Origin of the sequence: Enterobacter cloacae complex sp. Mu1197, from assembly GCF_040059225.1 — a bacterium.
Classification (GTDB): Bacteria; Pseudomonadota; Gammaproteobacteria; order Enterobacterales; family Enterobacteriaceae; genus Enterobacter; species Enterobacter quasiroggenkampii.
On the sequence record NZ_CP157375.1, the window covers coordinates 4143041 to 4165834 of the forward strand.

Sequence of the window (22794 nt, forward strand, 5' to 3'; positions counted from 1 at the left end):
TGAACGAGCGCAGCCAACGCAGTGGCGGCCCAAAAGCCGACGAAGATTAAGCGATGGTACGCTGAATTTCGATGATCTCGAACACTTCGATCATATCGCCAACGCGAACGTCGTTGTAGTTCTTCACGCCGATACCACATTCCATACCGTTACGGACTTCGTTAACGTCATCTTTGAAGCGGCGCAGGGATTCCAGCTCGCCTTCGTAGATAACCACGTTGTCACGCAGTACGCGGATTGGGTTGTGACGCTTGATGTTACCTTCGGTAACCATACAGCCCGCGATCGCACCGAATTTCGGTGATTTGAACACGTCACGTACTTCAGCCAGACCGATGATCTGCTGTTTCAGCTCAGGAGACAGCATGCCGCTCATCGCTGCTTTCACTTCGTCGATCAGGTTATAGATGACGGAGTAGTAACGCAGATCCAGACTTTCGGATTCAATCACTTTACGCGCAGACGCATCCGCACGAACGTTGAAGCCAACCAGGATAGCGTTGGACGCAGCAGCCAGGGTTGCGTCGGTTTCGGTGATACCACCTACGCCAGAACCGATGATCTTCACTTTCACTTCGTCGGTAGACAGTTTCAGCAAGGAGTCGGAGATCGCTTCCACAGAGCCCTGAACGTCGGCTTTCAGCACAATGTTCACTTCGTGAACTTCGCCCTCGGTCATGTTGGCAAACATGTTCTCGAGTTTAGATTTCTGCTGACGAGCCAGTTTAACTTCACGGAATTTGCCCTGACGATACAGTGCCACTTCACGTGCTTTCTTCTCGTCACGCACAACGGTCACTTCGTCACCGGCTGCCGGAACACCGGACAGACCCAGGATTTCCACTGGAATGGACGGACCCGCTTCCAGCACTTCCTGACCCAGTTCGTTACGCATCGCACGAACGCGACCGTATTCGAAACCGCACAGAACGATATCGCCTTTATGCAGCGTACCTTCACGAACCAGAACGGTAGCAACCGGGCCACGTCCTTTATCCAGGAAGGATTCGATAACCGCACCGCTCGCCATACCGTTACGGATGGCTTTCAGCTCCAGAACTTCGGCCTGCAGCAGGATCGCGTCCAGCAGTTCGTCGATACCGGTACCCGCTTTCGCAGACACGTGTACGAACTGGCTTTCGCCGCCCCACTCTTCCGGCAAGATACCGTACTGGGACAGTTCATTTTTAACACGATCGGGATCCGCTTCTGGCTTATCGATCTTGTTCACGGCAACCACAACCGGCACACCGGCTGCTTTCGCGTGCTGGATAGCTTCGATGGTCTGCGGCATGACGCCGTCGTCCGCCGCAACAACCAGAACAACGATATCCGTCGCCTGAGCACCACGAGCACGCATAGAGGTAAACGCGGCGTGGCCCGGGGTATCCAGGAAGGTGATCATACCGTTGTCAGTTTCTACGTGGTATGCACCGATGTGCTGGGTAATACCACCCGCTTCGCCAGAGGCAACCTTGGTAGAACGAATGTAGTCAAGCAGAGAGGTTTTACCGTGGTCAACGTGACCCATGATGGTCACTACCGGTGCGCGCGGTTCTGCCGCAGCACCTGTGTCACGGTCGCTCATTACTGCTTCTTCCAGCTCGTTTTCACGACGCAGGATAACTTTGTGGCCCATCTCTTCCGCAACCAGCTGTGCAGTTTCCTGATCGATCACCTGGTTGATGGTTGCCATCGCGCCCAGCTTCATCATCGCTTTGATGACCTGAGAGCCTTTAACCGCCATCTTATTCGCCAGTTCACCAACGGTAATGGTTTCGCCGATCACAACGTCACGGTTAACGGCCTGAGCTGGCTTCTGGAAGCCCTGCTGCAGAGCTGAACCTTTACGCTTGCCGCCTTTACCACCGCGAACGGCCGCGCGTGCTTCTTCACGGTCAGCTTTGGATTCAGCGTGCTTGTTACCTTTTTTCGCCGGACGCGCTGCTTTTGCATTACGACCACGGCCACGGCCGCCTTCTACTTCACGGTCGTTATCATCTTCAGCCTGACGTGCGTGCTGAGAAGTGGTCACGTGATAGTCGCTGGTGTCTTCAGACTGCTCAGCGGTATCAACACCGTTCTTCTCATTTTCTTCAGCCATACGACGCGCTTCTTCGGCGACGCGGCGAGCTTCTTCTTCCAGCTTACGGCGGGCTTCTTCTTCCGCTTTACGCTTCAGCTCGGCAGCTTCATTTTCACGGCGGGCTTTTTCAGCCTGGGCGGTTTTGGTCATTTCGTCTGTCTGTTGATTGCTCACTTTGTCTTTTTCCGCAGCGTCACGCTTCACTTTATCACTTGCGTCGCGTTTCGCTTTTTCTGCGGCCTCACGTTCAGCTTTTAATTCTGCTTCACGTTTGGCGGCTGCTTCCGCCTCACGCTGAGCTTGTTCTTCCGCTTCACGCTGTGCCTGCTCTTCCGCGGCAAGGCGTTCTGCCTCTTGCGGATCACGTTTTACAAAGGTGCGCGTCTTGCGGACTTCAATTTGTACCGATTTGCTTTTGCCACCGGTACCAGGGATGTTTAACGTGCTACGCGTTTTGCGCTGCAGCGTTAACTTGTCAGGCGTAGAGCCGTGTTCACGGTTCAGGTGCGTTAACAAGGTTTGTTTTTCTTGCGCGGTCACCGAGTCATCAGCGGACTTCGGGATCCCTGCATCAGCAAATTGCTGTACCAGGCGGTCCACGGAGGTCTGAATCTCAGCAGCCAGCGATTTTACAGTTACATCAGTCATGCTGTTCCTTCCTGCTACAGTTTATTACGCTTCGTCGCCGAACCAGCAAATATTACGTGCGGCCATGATGAGCTCGCCGGCTTTCTCGTCGGTTAAACCTTCGATATCAGCCAGGTCATCAACGCCTTGCTCAGCGAGATCTTCCAGCGTACAAACACCACGGGCAGCCAGCTTGAACGCAATCGCACGATCAAGACCTTCCAGATTCAGCAGGTCATCAGCCGGCTTCTTATCGCCAAGGCTTTCTTCCTGAGCCAGTGCCAGGGTGGTCAGTGCGTTTTTAGCGCGTTCACGCAGGGCTTCAACGGTTGGTTCATCCAGACCGTCAATTTCCAGCAGCTCTTTCATTGGCACATAGGCCAGTTCTTCCAGCGTAGAGAAACCTTCTTCAACCAGAACAGTGGCGAAGTCTTCGTCAATATCCAGGTATTTCGTGAAGGTATCGATCGCCGCATGGGCTTCAGCCTGATGCTTAGCCTGCAGGTCATCAACGGTCATGACGTTGAGTTCCCAGCCGCTCAGCTGTGACGCCAGGCGTACGTTCTGACCGTTACGGCCGATTGCCTGCGCCAGGTTGCCCGCTTCAACAGCGATATCCATGGTGTGTTTGTCTTCGTCAACAACGATAGACGCCACATCAGCCGGAGCCATTGCGTTGATCACGAACTGCGCCGGGTTGTCATCCCACAGAACGATATCAATACGTTCGCCGCCCAGCTCAGTAGAAACTGCCTGGACACGCGCACCGCGCATACCGACGCAAGCACCGACCGGGTCGATACGCTTGTCGTTGGTTTTCACCGCAATTTTCGCACGGGAGCCCGGATCACGAGCCGCCGCTTTAATCTCAATAACTTCTTCACCGATTTCCGGTACTTCGATACGGAACAGTTCTACCAGCATTTCTGGTTTAGAACGGGTCACGAAGAGCTGTGCACCACGCGCTTCAGGACGAACGGCGTACAGAACACCGCGAATACGGTCGCCTGGGCGGAAGTTTTCACGCGGCAGCATATCTTCACGCAGGATCACGGCTTCAGCGTTACCCGGCAACCCTTCGGATTTGATCTCCAGGGAGATGTTGTCGCGGTTCACTTTCTTCACCACGCCGGTGATGATTTCGCCTTCCTGATCGCGGAACTGATCGACAACCAGCGCGCGCTCGGCTTCGCGCACTTTCTGCACGATAACCTGTTTAGCGGTCTGGGTGGTGATACGGTCGAAGGTTACAGATTCAATCTGATCTTCAACGTAGTCACCCACGTTCAGACTTTCGTCTTCAAAACGGGCGGCTTCCAGCGTGATCTCTTTGGTCGGCTGGGTCACTTCTTCAACGATTACCCAACGACGGAATGTATCGAAGTCACCGCTTTTACGATCGATTTCTACGCGAACATCGATCTCTTGTTCGTATTTTTTCTTGGTTGCTGTAGCCAGTGCACTTTCCAGCGCTTCAAAAATCTTCTCACGCGGCAGTGATTTCTCGTTGGAGACGGCTTCAACAACAGCCAAAATTTCTTTGTTCATCGCGGGCTTTTCACCTCAATCCAGACTGTTAAAAGTGGGGAACCAGGTTCGCCTTCTGGATATTACTCAGCGCGAACACTTCATCTTTGCCTTCGACTGTCACCGTGATCATTTCACCATCAACGGCTTTGATAATTCCCTGCCATTTACGGCGGTTCTGTACGGCCATACGCAGAACGAGAGCCACTTCTTCACCGGTAAAGCGCACATAGTGCTCGGCCGTGAACATCGGGCGATCGAGGCCAGGTGAGGAAACTTCCAGGTTGTACGCAACGGTAATTGGGTCTTCAACATCAAGAACCGCACTCACCTGGTGGCTGACATCAGCACAATCATCAACATTGATGCCATCTTCACTATCAATATAGATGCGCAGCGTCGATGTACGGCCGCGAACGAATTCGATGCCGACCAGTTCGTAGCCCAGTGCTTCGACCGGTGCAGTAATCATCTCTGTTAATTTTTGCTCTAATGTGGACAAGCCCACCCCCAAGACATAAAAAAAGGGCGTAAAGCCCAGTTATTCTGTAGTCAGATAACAAAAAACCCCGATAAATCGGGGCTTTAGATAACTGAACCCTATAGCCACAACTGTGGCCTGGAGCACTTTCCTAAAGAATTTTTTCAAATCCAGCTACGAAGGCTCTAAGTCTTCACAGTATATTTGAAAAAGAACTTTATGGGAAAGTGGTTGCGGGGGCCGGATTTGAACCGACGACCTTCGGGTTATGAGCCCGACGAGCTACCAGGCTGCTCCACCCCGCGCCTGAAACGTGGCAAATTCTACGCGTTTTGGACAGAATTTGCAAATAATGCTGGGATTTGGTACCGAAGACGGGACGTAAAATCGGCATTTAGTATATTGATAGTTGACCCCACCTGTCAAGGCGACTTCCGCCAGATCGATCAGACCAAAATTTTTACAAAAAACGCACGAGTCTCTTCCGGTCTTCGCCAAAAGATGATTAAATGAATACTCACTTATTTTGCATAAAAATGCACAAGAGAGCGAAAGCGGTCTCTAATCAGTCAATCAAGCAGGGTTTTATTCTATGACGACGATTCTCAAGCATCTTCCGGTAGGACAACGTATTGGCATCGCTTTCTCAGGTGGCCTGGATACCAGCGCTGCACTGCTGTGGATGCGCCAGAAGGGAGCGGTTCCGTATGCCTATACTGCGAACCTGGGTCAGCCGGATGAGGACGATTATGATGCCATTCCTCGTCGCGCGAAAGAGTATGGTGCTGAGAACGCGCGCCTGATTGACTGCCGTAAGCAACTGGTCGCGGAAGGTATCGCGGCGATTCAGTGTGGTGCATTCCATAACACCACCGGCGGCCTGACCTATTTCAACACCACTCCGCTGGGCCGTGCGGTGACCGGCACCATGCTGGTTGCCGCCATGAAAGAAGACGGCGTTAACATCTGGGGTGACGGCAGCACCTATAAAGGAAACGATATCGAACGTTTCTATCGTTATGGCCTGCTGACCAACGCCGAACTGCAGATTTATAAACCGTGGCTGGATACCGACTTCATCGACGAGCTGGGTGGTCGTCATGAGATGTCCGAGTTTATGATCGCCTGCGGTTTTGACTATAAGATGTCAGTCGAGAAAGCTTATTCCACCGACTCCAACATGCTGGGTGCGACGCACGAAGCGAAAGACCTGGAATTCCTGAACTCCAGCGTGAAGATCGTTAACCCGATCATGGGCGTGAAGTTCTGGGACGAGAACGTGAAGATCCCGGCAGAAGAAGTGACCGTACGTTTCGAACGCGGTCATCCGGTTGCGCTGAACGGCAAAACCTTCTCTGACGATGTGGAGCTGATGCTGGAAGCAAACCGCATCGGCGGTCGCCATGGTCTGGGCATGAGCGATCAGATTGAAAACCGTATCATCGAAGCGAAAAGCCGTGGTATCTATGAAGCCCCGGGGATGGCGCTGCTGCACATCGCTTACGAGCGTCTGCTGACCGGCATTCACAACGAAGACACCATTGAGCAGTATCACTCTCATGGCCGTCAGCTGGGCAAACTGCTGTATCAGGGCCGCTGGTTCGATCCGCAGGCGCTGATGCTGCGTGATGCGCTGCAGCGTTGGGTGGCGAGTGCAATCACCGGTGAAGTGACCCTGGAACTGCGTCGCGGTAACGACTACTCCATTCTGAACACCGTGTCTGACAACCTGACCTATAAAGCAGAGCGTCTGACCATGGAGAAAGGTGAATCCGTGTTCTCACCGGACGATCGTATTGGCCAACTGACCATGCGTAATCTGGACATCACCGATACCCGTGAGAAGCTGTTCAACTATGTTGAGAACGGTTTGCTGTCAGCCAGTTCAGGTAACGGCCTGCCGCAGGTTGAAAACCTGGAGCACAGCGATAAGAAATAATCGCTGATGTAGCATGCAAAAGGCGTCCTGGGGACGCCTTTTTTATTTGGACTTTCGTAGGGCGGGTGGCGCTGCGCTTACCGGGCCTACGGAAAACAACACATAATCTACAGACGAAAAAAAAGACGTCTTTCGACGTCTTTCTTCTGGAATATTGGTACCGAGGATGGGACTCGAACCCACAAGCCCGTTAGGGCACTACCACCTCAAGGTAGCGTGTCTACCAATTCCACCACCTCGGTACAGAATACTTAGTGCGGGATATCGCTGGTTGGCTTAGCCGGTGCAGCTGGCTGAGTCTGCTCAGTTTTTGCTGGCGCGCTCAGGTTTTCCCACTCGCTTCCTTTGCTGGTCTTGTTGCTGTTGATATTGCCAAGCACCAGGCTGATGATGAAGAACAGCGTAGCCAGAATCGCCGTAGTGCGGGTCATGAAGTTCGCAGAACCACTTGAACCAAACAGCGTACCGGAAGCGCCTGCTCCGAAGGAGGCTCCCATATCAGCGCCTTTACCTTGCTGCAGCATAATCAGCGCTACGAGAGCGATGGCTACAATAAGGAAAACAACTAAAAGAGCTTCGTACATAATCAACCTGTTCCTTGCGGATTTGCCGCATACCAATGCTTCGACCAATTAGCAGGATTTTTGTTTCCCACTGAAGCGGGTGTGAATACTAACCAAAGCGAATCACCTTCGCAAGGGCATTTTCGACGCATTGTATCAACTGCGGAAAAAAACAGCAAAAAGCCATTAATTGCTTAAAACAAAGGCGGCAAACGCCGCCTTTTTAAACATTTAGCGTGCAAGATTATGCAGCTTTTACGGCATCCGCAATACGGTGCGCAAATTCGGTTACCTGCGCTTCGTCTTCGCCTTCCACCATCACGCGGATCAGCGGTTCGGTACCAGACTTACGCAGCAGCACGCGTCCACGGCTGCCGAGGGCCGCTTCAACGTCAGCCATCACTGCTTTCACGTTCTCATTTTCCAGCGGGTCGCCTTTGCCGGCAGTGAAACGTACGTTGACCAGAATCTGCGGGAACATTTTCATGCCGCTGCACAGATCGTGCAGGCTCATATGGTTGCGCGCCATCGCGGCAACCACCTGCAGGGCGGCCACAATACCGTCACCGGTGGTGGTTTTGTCGAGCAGAATCACGTGACCTGAGTTCTCCGCGCCGATACGCCAGCCCTTCTCCTGCAATTTTTCCAGCACATAGCGGTCACCCACTTTCGCGCGAACGAACGGAATACCGAGCTGTTTCAGCGCCAGTTCCAGGCCCATGTTACTCATCAGCGTCCCGACCGCACCGCCGCGCAGCTGACCCTGACGCAGACCTTCACGCGCAATAATGTAGAGGATCTGGTCGCCGTCGACCTTGTTACCTTCGTGATCAACCATGATCACGCGGTCACCGTCGCCGTCCAGCGCAATGCCCAGATCGGCTTTTTCTGCCAGAACGCGCGCCTGCAGTGCACGAACGTCCGTCGCGCCGACCTGCTCGTTGATGTTCAGACCATCCGGCTCACAGCCAATGGCGATCACTTTCGCACCGAGCTCGCGGAAGACATTCGGGGCGATGTGGTAGGTCGCGCCATTCGCGCAGTCCACCACAATTTTGAGGTGCGCCAGGCTCAGCTCATTCGGGAAAGTGCCTTTACAGAATTCGATATAGCGACCCGCCGCATCAACGATACGGTTCGCTTTACCCAGCTCGGCGGAATCAACACAGGTGATCTCTTTTTCCATTTCAGCTTCAATGGCTTCTTCCACCTCATCCGGCAGCTTGGTGCCATCAATAGAGAAGAATTTAATGCCGTTGTCGTAGAACGGGTTATGAGAGGCCGAGATAACAATCCCCGCTTCCGCACGGAAGGTGCGCGTCAGGTACGCGACCGCAGGCGTTGGCATTGGGCCTGTAAAAGAGGCGGACAGTCCAGCCGCCGCCAGACCCGCTTCCAGCGCGGATTCCAGCATATAGCCGGAAATACGGGTGTCTTTACCGATGATAATTTTACGTGAGCCATGACGCGCCAGAACCTTGCCGGCAGCCCAGCCGAGCTTCAGGACAAAATCAGGGGTGATGGGAGCATCGCCTACGCGCCCGCGGATACCGTCGGTACCAAAATATTTACGATTACTCATAGCGTTTGTTTTCCTTCGCTGCCAGTGTGGCTTCCACCACACGCATGGCTTCTACTGTTTCTTTGACGTCATGGACACGAATGATGTGCGCACCCTGCATCGCCGCAATCACCGCGCAGGCCAGGCTGCCGCTCAGGCGTTCGCTCGGGCCTACATTCAGCAACTGGCCAATCATCGATTTCCTCGACATCCCCACCAGCAGCGGCAGGCCAAAGTGATGAAATTCCGATAAGCGCGCAAGCAGCGCATAGTTGTGGGAGAGATTTTTACCGAAACCGAATCCCGGGTCGAGCAGCAATTTCTCTTTTGGGATACCTGCACGTTCACAGCGTTCGATATGCTCAATAAAGAAGCGGTTTACGTCGGCGAAGACATCGTCATACTTCGGCGCGTCCTGCATGGTTTTCGGCTGCCCCTGCATATGCATCAGGCAAACCGGCAGCCCGGTTTCCGCTGCCGCCTCAATCGCCCCCGGTTCGGTAAGTGAACGAATATCATTGATAATGTGAGCGCCCACTCTCGCTACTTCACGGATCACTTCCGGTTTGGAGGTATCAACGGAGATCCACACTTCAAACCGCTGCGCGATAGCTTCAACGACCGGCACCACGCGCGCCAGCTCTTCTTCCACAGACACGTCCGCCGCACCGGGACGCGTCGATTCGCCGCCAACGTCAATGATGGTGGCACCCGCATTGATCATTAAATTCGCGTGCTTAACCGCCTCGATAAGCGTGTTATGCGTGCCACCGTCAGAGAAGGAGTCAGGGGTAACATTCAGGATCCCCATCACGTGGGGATGTGAAAGATCGAGATGCGAGTCCTGAGCGAATAATTTCATGGCGAAATCCCTGATATCTAAATGGTTAAACAGAAATGAAAAACCCCGGAGCAAGCTCCAGGGTTTGAGTTACAGACAAACGCTTCAACAGCAGTGACTTACTTATCGCCCAACTGTTCTGACATGGTGTTGCCCGGGTTTGGCGTACGCGGTTCATCAACCGGACGCGGCGCACGCGGGGTGCCATTGTTGTCAGAGTTATTGGAAGCGCCTGGGTCTTCCCAGCCTGCTGGTGGACGCACTTCGCGGCGCGCCATCAGGTCGTCAATCTGCGGTGCATCGATGGTCTCATATTTCATGAGCGCATCTTTCATGGAATGCAGAATGTCCATGTTGTCATTCAGGATCTGACGCGCGCGACCGTAGTTACGTTCAATCAGCGCTTTCACTTCCTGGTCGATGATACGAGCCGTTTCATCGGACATATGTTTCGCTTTTGCCACGGAGCGGCCCAGGAACACTTCGCCCTCTTCCTCTGCATAGAGCAGCGGACCGAGTTTGTCGGAGAAGCCCCACTGAGTCACCATGTTACGCGCCAGGTTTGTCGCCACTTTGATGTCGTTAGACGCACCGGTAGAAACATGTTCCGGACCGTAGATAATCTCTTCGGCCAGACGACCGCCGTACAGGGTTGAGATCTGGCTTTCCAGCTTCTGACGGCTGGCGCTGATCGCGTCGCCTTCAGGCAGGAAGAAGGTCACACCCAGCGCACGACCGCGCGGAATAATCGTCACTTTATGCACCGGATCGTGTTCCGGCACCAGACGACCGATAATCGCGTGACCGGCTTCGTGGTAAGCCGTGGACTCTTTCTGCGCTTCCGTCATCACCATGGAGCGACGTTCCGCACCCATCATGATCTTGTCTTTCGCTTTCTCGAACTCCACCATCGACACGACGCGCTTGTTACCGCGAGCGGCAAACAGTGCAGCTTCGTTGACCAGGTTAGCGAGATCCGCACCGGAGAAGCCCGGAGTACCGCGCGCAATGATTGCCGCGTCGATGTCGGGTGCCAGCGGTACGCGACGCATGTGAACTTTCAGAATCTGTTCACGACCGCGAACATCCGGCAGACCGACAACAACCTGACGGTCGAAACGGCCTGGACGCAGCAGCGCCGGGTCAAGAACGTCCGGACGGTTAGTCGCCGCGATAACGATGATACCTTCGTTACCTTCGAAGCCGTCCATCTCAACCAGCATCTGGTTCAGCGTCTGTTCACGTTCATCGTGACCACCACCCAGGCCTGCGCCACGCTGGCGGCCTACGGCGTCGATTTCATCGATGAAGATAATGCACGGTGCTGCCTTCTTGGCCTGCTCGAACATGTCACGCACACGAGATGCACCAACACCCACGAACATTTCGACGAAGTCAGAACCTGAAATAGTAAAGAACGGCACCTTCGCTTCACCCGCGATGGCTTTCGCCAGCAGGGTTTTACCGGTACCCGGAGGGCCAACCATCAGCACACCTTTCGGGATTTTACCGCCCAGTTTCTGGAAACGGCTCGGCTCACGCAGGTATTCAACCAGTTCACCGACCTCTTCTTTCGCTTCGTCACACCCGGCAACGTCCGCAAAAGTGGTCTTGATCTGATCTTCCGTCAACATACGCGCCTTGCTCTTACCGAACGACATGGCACCTTTGCCACCGCCGCCCTGCATCTGGCGCATAAAGAATATCCAGACGCCGATAAGAAGCAGCATCGGGAACCAGGAAATGAAGATAGAAGCCAGCAGGCTTGGTTCTTCTGGCGGCTCACCTACCACCTTGACGTTTTTAGTCAGAAGGTTATCAAGCAGCTTAGGATCGTTCACCGGGATGTAAGTCGTGTAACGGTTACTATCTTTCTTGGTAACGTTGATCTCACGTCCGTTGATACGCGCTTCGCGAACCTGGTCCTGATTGACCTCCTGCAGGAAGGTAGAATAATCCACCTTGCGGCCATTCGACTCGCTGGGCCCAAAGCTCTGGAATACTGACATCAGCACAACGGCAATGACCAGCCAGAGTATTAGGTTTTTCGCCATGTCACTCAAGGGATTAACCTCATATTACAACTGTGTTAAAAACAGCGTCAGGATACTCTATATCCAGTTTCATTCAAACTTTCGTCTGAAATCTCCCGGTTATCATTTTCGCCCGGTCGCTACAATATACACTTCACGGGAACGGGCCCGGGAAGAGTCCGGCTTACGAACTTTGACCTTCGCAAACAGGGAGCGAATTTCCTTAAGATACTCCTCGAAACCTTCGCCCTGAAACACCTTCACAACAAAACTACCACCAGGCGCTAGTACATCACGACACATTTCTAACGCTAGCTCCACCAGATACATGGCGCGGGGGATATCCACCGCCGGTGTTCCGCACATATTTGGTGCCATATCTGACATGACAACCTGGACCTTACTGTCACCTACACGATCAAGTAACGCTTTCAGCACTAATTCATCACGAAAGTCGCCCTGAAGGAAGTCGACACCGACGATGGGATCCATTGGTAAAAGATCGCACGCGATGATTCGGCCCGTTCCGCCGATCTGCGTTACCGCATACTGGGACCATCCGCCAGGTGCCGCACCGAGGTCAACAACCGTCATCCCCGGCTTAAAAAGTTTGTCACTTTGCTGTATTTCATCAAGTTTAAACCAGGCACGGGAACGCAACCCCTTTTTCTGTGCCTGTTGAACATATTTATCGCTAAAGTGTTCCTGGAGCCAGCGGCTGGAGCTGGCAGAACGCTTTTTACCTGTCATTTAACATTTCCGTCCTGGTTCATCGTTGCTTGCCTGTGACGTAAATTTCTACGCAGCTATTTGGCGATATAAGGGAGATGGCGGTAGAATGAACCGTTTTCAATCCCAACGTAAGCAAAAATATACGATGAATCTGAGTACTAAACAAAAACAGCACCTTAAAGGTCTGGCACATCCGCTCAAGCCTGTAGTGATGCTTGGCAACAATGGTTTGACCGAAGGGGTGCTTGCCGAGATTGAACAAGCGCTGGAACACCACGAGCTGATCAAGGTGAAAATAGCCTCTGAAGACAGAGACACTAAAAACCTGATCGTGGAAGCCATCGTGCGCGAAACCGGCGCCTGTAATGTACAGGTCATCGGTAAAACGCTGGTGCTCTACCGCCCGTCTAAAGAGCGTAAAATCTCGCTGCCACGTTAAGGATATCCTGAATTAAACACATTTTCTGTGTGAAACGAGGGATTTCTGTCAGCAGGCGAGCAAAATGCCATGCTCCTTGAGTTGATAAAAGGCCGCTACGCGGCCTTTTTCTTTTCTTTACAATGTATCAACATCTTAGTCGAGAAGCGAATTACAGGTATTCAACCTTAATAATTTCGTATTCTACTTCACCGCCAGGGGTGCGGATGGTGACAACATCGTCCTGCTCTTTGCCAATCAGGCCGCGAGCAATCGGCGAGTTCACCGAAATCAGGTTCTGTTTGAAGTCAGCTTCATCATCACCCACGATGCGATAGGTCTGCTCTTCGTCGTTGTCCAGGTTCAGCACGGTAACGGTAGAACCAAAGATCACACGGCCATTATTCGGCATCTTAGTGATATCGATAACCTGTGCATTGGACAGTTTTGCTTCGATATCTTTAATACGCCCTTCACAGAAGCCCTGCTGCTCACGCGCGGCGTGGTATTCAGCATTCTCTTTCAGGTCGCCATGCTCGCGCGCATCCGCGATAGCGGCGATGATTTCAGGACGACGCACGGATTTCAGGAAATCCAGCTCTTCGCGCAGTTTTTCGGCACCACGTAAGGTCATCGGAATAGCTTGCATTTGTTATACCTCTTAAACATTCCTGTTGGGAGCAGTGTTCCCTGCTCCTGCCCCCTTTAAGCGGGCAAGAAGCAAAAAGAAAACCGACCCGGGAGCGATGCCCCAGGTCAGCAGCAATTTTTCAATTTGATACGCATTTTACCGCGAAGTTCACTATGGGTCATCGTTTACTTTGCAGTGCCATGCACCGTAGTATGACGGTTTGTTTTCGGGTTGTTAGCGCGAGATTATGCGATTTTCCAGTTTTATCATCGGATTGACTACCAGTATAACGTTCACCGCTCAGGCCGCGAATGTTGATGAGTACATTAATCAGCTTCCCGCAGGCGCGAACCTCGCCCTGATGGTGCAGAAGGTTGGCGCACAGGCTCCCGAGATTGACTATCACAGTCAACAGATGGCGCTGCCTGCCAGTACCCAAAAGGTGATCACCGCCCTCGCCGCCCTGCTCCAGCTCGGGCCTGACTTCCGTTTTACTACCACTCTTGAAACCAAAGGTAACGTCGAGGGTGGCGAACTGAAAGGCGATCTTATCGCCCGTTTTGGCGGCGATCCGACCTTTAAACGCCAGGATATCCGCAATATGGTTGCGGTGCTGAAAAAAACCGGCGTGCAGAAAATTGACGGCAATGTGCTGATCGATACCTCCATCTTTGCCAGCCACGATAAAGCCCCGGGCTGGCCGTGGAACGACATGACGCAGTGCTTTAGCGCCCCGCCCGCCGCCGCGATTGTTGACCGCAACTGCTTCTCGGTTTCGCTTTACAGTGCGCCAAAGCCGGATGATTTAGCGTTTATCCGCATAGCGTCCTACTACCCGGTCACCATGTTTAGCCAGGTTCGCACGCTGGCCAAGGGCTCTCCTGATGCACAGTACTGCGAACTGGATGTGGTACCAGGCGATCTTAACCGCTTCACGCTGACCGGCTGCCTGACGCAGCGCGCCGATCCGTTGCCGCTGGCCTTTGCGATACAGGATGGCGCAAGCTATGCAGGCGCCATTCTGAAAGATGAGCTGAAACAAGCGGGAATAACCTATTCCGGCACCCTGCTTCGTCAGACGCAGGTCAACCAGCCCGGCACGGTCATCGCCAGCAAACAATCTGCACCGTTGCACGATTTACTGCGAATAATGCTGAAAAAGTCGGACAACATGATTGCCGATACGGTGTTTCGCATGATTGGTCACGCCCGTTTCGGCGTGCCGGGAACCTGGCGCGCGGGTTCAGACGCGGTTCGGCAGATCCTGCGCCAGCAGGCGGGGATCGATCTGGGTAATACCATCGCCGTCGATGGCTCCGGACTATCGCGCCATAATTTGATCTCTCCGGCCACGATGATGCAGGTGCTTCAGTACATTGCACAACATGACACTGAGCTAAACTTTATTTCAATGCTGCCGCTGGCCGGGCATGACGGTTCACTGCAGTACCGCGCAGGGCTTCACGCCGCGGGCGTGGATGGCAAAGTCTCCGCGAAAACAGGCTCACTGCAGGGGGTTTATAACCTTGCAGGCTTCATCACCACCGCCAGCGGACAGCGCATGGCATTCGTGCAGTATCTTTCCGGCTATGCCGTCGAACCGACCGACCAGCGCAATCGTCGTATTCCGCTGGTTCGCTTCGAAAGCAGGCTTTATAAGGACATCTACCAGAATAACTAGCGATGAAACTACTTATAGTTGAAGACGATCTGTTATTGCAGGAAGGGCTGGCGCTGGGGCTGGCCAATGAAGGGTATGCTCTCGACTGTGCAGGCACGGCAGCAGAGGCGGATGCCCTGATCCAGAGCGGCGAATACAGCCTGGTTATCCTCGATTTAGGCTTGCCGGATAAAGACGGCGCCACGCTGCTCAGCCAGTGGCGACGTCGCGGCATCGCCAACCCGGTATTGATCCTGACGGCACGTGATGCCATTGAAGACCGTATCACCGGCCTCGATGCAGGCGCAGACGATTACCTGGTGAAGCCTTTTGCGCTCGCGGAGCTGCAGGCTCGGGTACGAGCGTTGATTCGCCGCTATCAGGGCCATAGTGATAACTTACTGACCGACGGCGATATAACGCTGAATTTGCAAACCCAGCAGGTGCTGCGTCAGGATCAGGCCGTAGAGGTGACGCCAAAAGAGTTCGCCTTGCTTACGCGTCTGATCATGCGTAGCGGGCAAACGGTACACCGAGAAACGCTCCAGCAGGATATCTACTCCTGGCAGGACGATCCCGGGTCAAATACCCTTGAGGTCCATATTCATAACCTGCGGCGTAAGCTCGGCAAAGACAGGATCAAAACCGTTCGCGGCGTCGGCTACCGTCTGGAGAGCCAGAAATGAACAGCATGCGTCGGCGTTTGATGGTGCTGCTGGCGGTCATTCTGTTATTTTTCCAGCTGATAAGCGTCATCTGGCTGTGGCATGAAAGCCGTGAACAGATTGGTTTTCTGGTCAACGAAACGCTGTCAGCGAAAGCGCGCAATAATCACGTTGAGAAAGAGATCCGCGAAGCGATTGCCTCGCTGCTGGTCCCTTCCCTGGTGATGGTCGGTTTTACCCTGTTCTTCTCCTTCTGGGCCGTCACCTGGATAACCCGGCCACTGAATAAGCTTCGCGACAGCCTTGCTAACCGCTCAGCCGATAACTTAACCCCGCTTCCTATGTATTCCGACATGGAAGAAATTGGCGCGGTGACGACCTCCCTGAACCAGTTGCTGGCCCGGCTGGATAGCACCATTCAACAGGAGCGTCTCTTCACCGCAGACGCCGCACACGAGCTGAGAACGCCTCTGGCCGGTATCCGGCTCCATCTGGAGCTGATGTCGCAGTCAGGTGCGCCTCAGGCCGCCACGCTGGTTAGTCGTATCGATCAGCTCATGCATACCGTTGAACAACTGCTGATGCTGGCCCGTGCCGGACAGGCAATGGCGAGCGGCCACTACGAAACCGTGAGCTGGACGGAAAATATCATCGAACCTCTCGGCCTTGGGCATGAAGCCAAAGAGCATACGGTGATTTGGCCCGCTAAAAGCGCGCTCACGGTTCAGGGAGACGCCGTTCTCCTGCGCCTGATGCTGCGCAACCTGCTGGAGAATGCCGGGCGCTACAGCCCGACAGGGACAACGATTACAGTGACATTAACCGAGGTCGACGGCGGGACGCAGATCAGCGTTATCGATCAGGGTCCTGGAATTGATGAAGCGCATCGACAGTCCATTACCGAGCCATTCCGCCGTCTTGACCAGCGCTACGGAGGCAGCGGTCTGGGCCTGAGCATCGTGCAGCGCATCGTCCAGCTCCACCACGGCAGGCTGACGCTTGAGAATGGCGCTGAAGGCGGTTTAATCGCCAGCTGCTGGCTGCCCGCAACGCTGGAATAAAAAAGCCCCCATAACGGGGGCTTTGAACAGCAATTAGTGCTTGTAGATGAACTCGACGCCTTCTTCGTCGTCTTCATCCCAGTCATCGTCCCAGTCTTCATCGTCTTCTTCCGCTTCCAGCTCTTCGAGCTGCTGGCGGTGGTAGTCATCCCACATGAATTCGACTTTTTCAGGCTGTTTGACTTCTTCCGCCTGAACAATTGGGTTCTCAATGATGAAGGTCATCACATCCCAGCACAGATCTTTCACGCCGACCTGGCTTGCCGCAGAGATCAGGTAGTATTTATCTTCCCAACCCATCGCTTCAGCAATAGCTTTCGCTTTTGCTTCCGCTTCGGCTTTGTCCATCAGGTCGATCTTGTTAAAGACCAGCCAGCGTGGTTTGTTCGCCAGTTTCTCGCTGTATTTCTCCAGCTCGCCAACGATAATGCGGGCGTTTTCAACCGGATCGGAACCGTCGATAGGATCGATATCGATAAGGTGCAGCAGCACGCGGCAGCGCTCAAGGTGTTTCAGGAAGCGAATACCCAGACCCGCCCCTTCCGCGGCGCCTTGAATCAGACCCGGAATATCGGCAACCACAAAGCTCTTCTCGTTATCCATACGGACAACGCCCAGGCTTGGTACCAGCGTGGTAAACGGATAGTCCGCCACTTTTGGCTTGGCCGCGGAGACGGCGCGAATAAACGTCGATTTGCCTGCGTTTGGCATACCCAGCATGCCCACGTCAGCCAGAAGCATCAGCTCCAGCTGCAGGTCGCGCTTATCGCCCGGCGTACCCATCGTTTTCTGACGCGGCGTACGGTTAACGGAAGATTTGAAACGGCTGTTACCCAGACCGTGCCAGCCGCCTTTCGCCACCATCAGGCGCTGACCGTGTTTGGTCATGTCACCCATGGTTTCACCCGTCCCCTGGTCAATCACACGCGTACCGACCGGCACTTTAATGGTGACGTCTTTACCGCGTTTCCCGGTACAGTCACGGCTCTGGCCGTTCTGACCACGTTCAGCGCGGAAGGATTTTTCGAAACGGTAGTCGATCAGCGTGTTGAGGTTCTCATCCGCCTCCAGCCACACGTCACCACCATCCCCACCGTCGCCGCCATCAGGACCGCCACGAGGGATATACTTTTCACGGCGGAAGCTCACGCAACCGTTGCCGCCATCACCAGCCACGACCAGGATCGTCGCTTCATCAACAAACTTCATTTTACTCTCCGTAACTCATTCGCCTGAGCGGGGGACTACTACAACCGCTTCATTTTTGCGCCAACGTCCCCAGAGACGATGACCAATGGCGGAATACATCGCGCCCGCAACCACGACAAACGCACCGAGATAACCCAACAGGTTGAGCATCGGTCTGACGAAGACATCGGGCCAGGCCATTGATAACAAATCTGAAAATAACAGCGTAAACAGCGGGGTAAGCGTGATCAACGCGCTCACCTGTGCTGCCTGCCAGCGCGCCATCGCTTCGGCCAGCGCGCCATAACCGACCAGCGTGTTCAGCCCACAAAAAATGAGGCACGCCAGTTGCCAGTCGCTAAGCTGGGAAATTACGCCCGGCTTCGCTAATGGCAGCAATGCTATTGTACACAAAGTGTACAGCAAAAAGAGGATCTGCTGTGAGGCAAGCCGACGCAATAACACCTTTTGCGCGACACCATAGCTCACCCAGACCGTTGCTGCCCCCACACCGAAAATGACACCCCATGTGTAATCCGTCAGGCGGGTAAAAATCTCGATCAGACTGGTGTTGAAGAACATCACCAGACCGCACAACAGCATGCTCGCCCCGATAATCTGCGTACCGCGCATCTTCTCCTTGAGGATAAAGACGCTGGCGACCATCATGCCCACCGGCGAAAGCTGACCAATCACCTGCGACGCCGTGGGGCTGAGATATTGCAGGGAAGAGCTGAACAGGATGAAGTTACCGAACAGACCCCCCGTCGCGATAGCCAGCAGCACCAGCCAGCGCGGTTTACGGAAGAGCCGCAAGGGTGGAAGCTTACCTTTGACGGCCAGAATCGCCCCAAGGCCGATGCTTGCCATCAGAAAGCGATAAAAGACCACCGTAGGCGGCTCCATCACTTCCAGTACCTGCTTCATTGCAATTGGCAGCGCACCCCAGCACATTGCGGTTGTGAGCGCCAAAAGAATTCCTATGCCGGCCTGCTGCTTCATGCCCGTTTTCCCTACAGAAAAAATTACCGGGTTTCCAATGTAAAAAGCCCCGCAACAGGTTGCGGGGCTTTAATCCGTTACCGGACCGAGAAAACCTTACTCAGCAACGATGCTGATGTATTTACGGTTGTTCGGGCCTTTAACTTCAAATTTCACTTTACCGTCTGCTTTAGCAAACAGAGTGTGGTCACGACCGCAACCTACGTTGTTGCCAGCGTGGAATTTGGTACCACGTTGACGAACGATGATGCTACCCGCCAGAACGGATTCGCCACCGAAACGCTTAACGCCCAGGCGTTTAGCTTCTGAATCGCGACCGTTACGTGTGGAGCCGCCAGCCTTTTTATGTGCCATTTAAATCTCTCCTCAGGTCTTAGGCGCTGATGCCAGTAATTTTCACATCAGTGAACCACTGACGGTGGCCCTGCTGCTTACGGTAGTGCTTACGACGACGAAACTTAACGATTTTAACTTTCTCGCCACGACCGTGTGCAACAACTTCAGCTTTGATAACGCCGCCATCAACGAAAGGAACGCCGATTTTGACTTCTTCACCGTTTGCGATCATCAGAACTTCCGCGAACTCAACAGATTCGCCAGTTGCGATGTCCAGCTTTTCCAGGCGAACGGTCTGACCTTCGCTTACTCGGTGTTGTTTACCACCACTTTGGAAAACCGCGTACATATAAACTCCGCTTCCGCGCACGTCCTCGTATGAATCAGAGTGCGCTATAAATATTCACAATAGGGCGCGAATATTACGCAAAACGCGAGCCTTTGACAAGTGCTACCGTCAATACATGAAGAAAAAAAACACAACACGTACGGTAACGTTTATCTGAGCCGTTTTTTCAGTACAATCAGCACTACTATTGATAAACCGAAACCCTTCGTTACCCCATTGTAGATGGGATCAACAGGATAAAAAGCCCGGCTTTTGCGATGAATTTAGAAAAAATCAACGAGTTAACCGCGCAAGATATGGCGGGTGTGAATGCAGCAATCCTGGAGCAACTCAACTCTGACGTTCAGCTGATCAATCAGTTGGGCTATTACATTGTCAGCGGCGGCGGTAAACGCATTCGTCCGATGATTGCCATTCTGGCTGCCAGAGCCGTTGGTTATCAGGGAAATGCTCACATCACTATCGCAGCGCTCATCGAATTTATCCACACGGCGACGCTTCTGCACGACGATGTGGTGGATGAATCGGATATGCGTCGTGGCAAAGCCACGGCTAACGCCGCGTTCGGAAACGCCGCCAGCGTCCTGGTGGGGGATTTTATCTATACCCGCGCCTTCCAGATGATGACCAGCCTGGGTTCCCTGAAAGTGCTGGAAGTAATGTCTGAAGCCGTTAACGTCATTGCTGAAGGCGAAGTGCTGCAGCTGATGAACGTCAACGACCCGGACATCACCGAAGAAAACTACATGCGCGTCATCTACAGCAAAACCGCGCGTCTGTTTGAAGCGGCCGCCCAGTGTTCCGGCATTTTGGCTGGCTGTACCGAAGCACAGGAAAAAGGCCTGCAGGACTATGGCCGCTATCTGGGCACAGCCTTCCAGCTGATTGACGATCTGCTGGACTACAGTGCGGACGGCGAAACGCTCGGCAAAAACGTTGGCGATGACCTGAACGAAGGCAAACCGACCCTGCCGCTGCTCCACGCCATGCGTAACGGAACGGCCGATCAGGCGAAAATGATCCGTGAAGCGATTGAGCAGGGAAATGGTCGCCATCTTCTGGAACCTGTGCTGGAAACCATGGCGATCTGCGGCTCGCTGGAATGGACGCGTCAGCGTGCGGAAGAAGAAGCCGACAAAGCCATCGAAGCACTCCAGGTCATTCCCGACAGCCCATGGCGCGAGGCACTGATTGGTCTTGCCCACATCGCCGTTCAGCGCGACCGTTAATCTTGCTTTCTCTCCCCGCGTTCCTGGCGGGGAGATTCCAGTACACACCCGTAAATTCCGCATTCACGTAAATTCATCGGTTTAGAGACCGCATGAATAAAGCCGTGTCTTATTCTGAATATTCCTTCAAGTAACGCGAACTTTTTAGAACAAGAGTTCGAAATGGGTATAGTAAACCCGTCGTTTCAGAAGAAACGGCGTAGGTGAATCCGAACTTAAGGACGGCGTTATGGATACGAAATTTATCGACTGGCACACGGCTGATATTATTGCCGCACTGCGCAAAAGAGGCACTTCACTGGCAGCAGAGTCCCGCCGCCATGGACTGAGTTCTTCAACTCTGGCAAACGCCCTCACCCGCCCCTGGCCAAAAGGAGAATTAATTATCGCGACGGCGCTGGATACGCATCCGTGGGTGATTTGGCCTTCGCGCTACCACGATCCCGTTACCCATGAATTTATCGACAGATCGCGCATGATTCGCCAGAGAAAAGTAAAAAAAGAACCGCAGGAATAACGCGTTTTTTGACAGGAACAGCACCCCCCCGGTCATGTCTGGCAGGGGGCTGCCGGAACGATTACTCGCCCTTCACACGCTCGATATTGGCACCCAGCGCGCGCAGTTTATCTTCGATACGCTCATAGCCACGATCGATGTGATAAATACGATCCACGATCGTTGTACCTTCCGCGATACAACCCGCCAACACCAGGCTGGCAGACGCACGCAGATCGGTTGCCATCACCTGAGCGCCGGACAGTGTCTCAACGCCATGGCAAATCACGGTATTACTTTCGATCTCAGCACGTGCACCCATGCGGATCAGCTCCGGTACGTGCATAAAGCGGTTCTCGAAAATGGTTTCAGTGATGAAGCCAGTCCCTTCGGCGACCAGGTTCAACAAGGTGAACTGCGCCTGCATGTCCGTTGGGAACGCCGGGTGTGGCGCCGTACGCACATTGACCGCTTTTGGACGCTGTCCATGCATATCGAGGCTGATCCAGTCTTCACCGATTTCGATATCCGCTCCCGCATCACGCAGTTTCGCCAGCACCGCATCCAGCGTATCAGGCTGTGCGTTGCGACAAACAATCTTCCCGCCAGAGATCGCGGCAGCGACCAGGAAGGTACCGGTTTCGATACGGTCCGGCAGTACGCGATAGACACCCCCGCCCAGACGCTCAACGCCTTCGATGGTGATACGGTCGGTACCCTGGCCGGAGATCTTCGCGCCCAGTGCCACGAGGAAGTTAGCGGTATCCACAATTTCCGGTTCGCGCGCGGCGTTTTCGATGATAGTGGTCCCTTCTGCCAGCGTTGCCGCAGACATAATGGTTACCGTTGCGCCTACGCTCACTTTGTCCATAACAATGTGCGCGCCTTTCAGACGACCATTGACGGACGCTTTAACGTAGCCTTCTTCCAGCTTGATCTCTGCGCCCAGTTTTTCCAGACCAAAGATGTGCAGGTCAACCGGACGCGCACCGATGGCGCAGCCGCCCGGCAGCGAAACCTGACCCTGACCGAAACGCGCCACCAGCGGGCCAAGCGCCCAGATGGAAGCACGCATGGTTTTCACCAGATCGTAAGGCGCAGAGAAGTTGTTCACCTTGCTGGCATCGATCCAGACGGAACCGTTACGCTCGACTTTCGTGCCCAACTGGGTGAGCAGCTTCATGGTGGTGTCGATATCTTTCAGCTTCGGTACGTTCTGAATCTCTACTGGCTCTTCCGCGAGCAGCGCAGCAAAGAGGATGGGCAGCGCGGCGTTTTTCGCGCCAGAAATTGTGACTTCGCCCTGGAGACGCGTTGGCCCCTGTACACGAAATTTATCCATTGTGTGCTCTCTTATAAATTCAACCGT

21 protein-coding genes and 2 tRNA genes are annotated in these 22794 nt (G+C 53.8%); 7 read left to right on the forward strand and 16 right to left on the reverse strand.

All coding sequences use genetic code 11. The features are described from left to right. Positions 1-46: 46 nt before the first annotated feature. The 4 genes from infB to ABFV38_RS19485 form a co-directional block, all read right to left on the reverse strand. Positions 47-2734 carry a translation initiation factor IF-2 gene (gene infB, locus ABFV38_RS19470; protein ID WP_045910098.1) on the reverse strand — a complete coding sequence of 896 codons (2688 nt, stop codon included), beginning with the start codon at positions 2732-2734 and terminating at the stop codon, positions 47-49. A gap of 24 nt (positions 2735-2758) precedes the next feature. After that, positions 2759-4261, reverse strand: a complete 1503-nt coding sequence (nusA, locus tag ABFV38_RS19475) for a transcription termination factor NusA (protein WP_003861798.1) — start codon at positions 4259-4261, stop codon at positions 2759-2761. A 28-nt stretch (positions 4262-4289) separates the two neighbouring features. Continuing rightward, on the reverse strand, positions 4290-4742 hold the full coding sequence (rimP, locus tag ABFV38_RS19480; RefSeq protein WP_014833432.1) for a ribosome maturation factor RimP: 453 nt from the start codon (positions 4740-4742) through the stop codon (positions 4290-4292). Positions 4743-4949: 207 nt separating this feature from the next. Continuing rightward, positions 4950-5026 (reverse strand) — tRNA-Met (locus ABFV38_RS19485). A gap of 287 nt (positions 5027-5313) precedes the next feature. On the opposite strand from ABFV38_RS19485, the gene argG reads away from it, so the two are divergent. Further along, on the forward strand, positions 5314-6660 hold the full coding sequence (argG, locus tag ABFV38_RS19490; RefSeq protein ID WP_014833433.1) for an argininosuccinate synthase: 1347 nt from the start codon (positions 5314-5316) through the stop codon (positions 6658-6660). 155 nt (positions 6661-6815) lie between these two features. Here argG and ABFV38_RS19495 read toward each other — a convergent pair. The 6 genes from ABFV38_RS19495 to rlmE form a co-directional block, all read right to left on the reverse strand. Further along, positions 6816-6902 (reverse strand) — tRNA-Leu (locus ABFV38_RS19495). A gap of 9 nt (positions 6903-6911) precedes the next feature. Further along, positions 6912-7244 (reverse strand): preprotein translocase subunit SecG, encoded by a 333-nt coding sequence (secG, locus tag ABFV38_RS19500; protein WP_023309338.1) that lies wholly within the window; start codon positions 7242-7244, stop codon positions 6912-6914. A 223-nt stretch (positions 7245-7467) separates the two neighbouring features. After that, on the reverse strand, positions 7468-8805 hold the full coding sequence (glmM, locus tag ABFV38_RS19505) for a phosphoglucosamine mutase (protein WP_021242257.1): 1338 nt from the start codon (positions 8803-8805) through the stop codon (positions 7468-7470). After that, entirely contained in the window at positions 8798-9646 is an 849-nt protein-coding gene (gene folP, locus ABFV38_RS19510) for a dihydropteroate synthase (RefSeq protein WP_045910100.1), read from the reverse strand. The genes glmM and folP overlap by 8 nt, the downstream gene beginning before the upstream one ends. A gap of 98 nt (positions 9647-9744) precedes the next feature. After that, positions 9745-11679 (reverse strand): ATP-dependent zinc metalloprotease FtsH, encoded by a 1935-nt coding sequence (ftsH, locus tag ABFV38_RS19515; protein WP_013098921.1) that lies wholly within the window; start codon positions 11677-11679, stop codon positions 9745-9747. 102 nt (positions 11680-11781) lie between these two features. Then, positions 11782-12408, reverse strand: a complete 627-nt coding sequence (gene rlmE, locus ABFV38_RS19520) for a 23S rRNA (uridine(2552)-2'-O)-methyltransferase RlmE (RefSeq protein ID WP_003861812.1) — start codon at positions 12406-12408, stop codon at positions 11782-11784. Positions 12409-12535: 127 nt separating this feature from the next. Between rlmE and yhbY the strand changes: the two genes are divergently transcribed. Continuing rightward, a complete protein-coding gene (gene yhbY, locus ABFV38_RS19525) occupies positions 12536-12829 on the forward strand; it encodes a ribosome assembly RNA-binding protein YhbY (RefSeq protein WP_003861814.1) in 294 nt (97 codons plus the stop codon). Between the two features lie 151 nt (positions 12830-12980). Here yhbY and greA read toward each other — a convergent pair whose 3' ends face one another. Further along, entirely contained in the window at positions 12981-13457 is a 477-nt protein-coding gene (gene greA, locus ABFV38_RS19530; protein WP_014171793.1) for a transcription elongation factor GreA, read from the reverse strand. Between the two features lie 229 nt (positions 13458-13686). On the opposite strand from greA, the gene dacB reads away from it, so the two are divergent. From dacB to pmrB, 3 genes are read left to right on the forward strand one after another with little or no spacing between them, the layout of a single operon-like run. Next, the gene (dacB, locus tag ABFV38_RS19535) at positions 13687-15120 is read left to right on the forward strand and encodes a serine-type D-Ala-D-Ala carboxypeptidase (protein ID WP_021242259.1); all 1434 of its coding nucleotides are present in this window, start codon (positions 13687-13689) and stop codon (positions 15118-15120) included. A gap of 2 nt (positions 15121-15122) precedes the next feature. After that, entirely contained in the window at positions 15123-15785 is a 663-nt protein-coding gene (gene pmrA / locus ABFV38_RS19540) for a two-component system response regulator PmrA (RefSeq protein ID WP_024906362.1), read from the forward strand. Continuing rightward, a complete protein-coding gene (pmrB, locus tag ABFV38_RS19545; protein ID WP_069719907.1) occupies positions 15782-16825 on the forward strand; it encodes a two-component system sensor histidine kinase PmrB in 1044 nt (347 codons plus the stop codon). Before pmrA ends, pmrB begins: the two co-directional genes overlap by 4 nt. A 33-nt stretch (positions 16826-16858) precedes the next feature. On the opposite strand, the gene cgtA is transcribed toward pmrB, so the two are convergent. From cgtA to rplU, 4 genes are all read right to left on the reverse strand, one after another. After that, positions 16859-18034 carry an Obg family GTPase CgtA gene (cgtA, locus tag ABFV38_RS19550; protein ID WP_348957872.1) on the reverse strand — a complete coding sequence of 392 codons (1176 nt, stop codon included), beginning with the start codon at positions 18032-18034 and terminating at the stop codon, positions 16859-16861. A 15-nt stretch (positions 18035-18049) separates the two neighbouring features. Then, on the reverse strand, positions 18050-19015 hold the full coding sequence (locus ABFV38_RS19555; RefSeq protein ID WP_039260417.1) for a DMT family transporter: 966 nt from the start codon (positions 19013-19015) through the stop codon (positions 18050-18052). A gap of 96 nt (positions 19016-19111) precedes the next feature. Then, positions 19112-19369, reverse strand: coding sequence for a 50S ribosomal protein L27 (gene rpmA / locus ABFV38_RS19560; RefSeq protein ID WP_004385076.1), 258 nt, complete (start codon positions 19367-19369; stop codon positions 19112-19114). A 19-nt stretch (positions 19370-19388) separates the two neighbouring features. Then, positions 19389-19700 carry a 50S ribosomal protein L21 gene (gene rplU / locus ABFV38_RS19565; RefSeq protein WP_003025032.1) on the reverse strand — a complete coding sequence of 104 codons (312 nt, stop codon included), beginning with the start codon at positions 19698-19700 and terminating at the stop codon, positions 19389-19391. 257 nt (positions 19701-19957) lie between these two features. Between rplU and ispB the strand changes: the two genes are divergently transcribed. Beyond that, a complete protein-coding gene (gene ispB, locus ABFV38_RS19570; protein WP_008501461.1) occupies positions 19958-20929 on the forward strand; it encodes an octaprenyl diphosphate synthase in 972 nt (323 codons plus the stop codon). A gap of 229 nt (positions 20930-21158) precedes the next feature. Next, on the forward strand, positions 21159-21446 hold the full coding sequence (sfsB, locus tag ABFV38_RS19575) for a DNA-binding transcriptional regulator SfsB (RefSeq protein ID WP_048028843.1): 288 nt from the start codon (positions 21159-21161) through the stop codon (positions 21444-21446). Between the two features lie 61 nt (positions 21447-21507). Here sfsB and murA read toward each other — a convergent pair whose 3' ends face one another. Further along, the gene (murA, locus tag ABFV38_RS19580; RefSeq protein WP_045910105.1) at positions 21508-22767 is read right to left on the reverse strand and encodes a UDP-N-acetylglucosamine 1-carboxyvinyltransferase; all 1260 of its coding nucleotides are present in this window, start codon (positions 22765-22767) and stop codon (positions 21508-21510) included. Between the last annotated feature and the right edge of the window lie 27 nt (positions 22768-22794).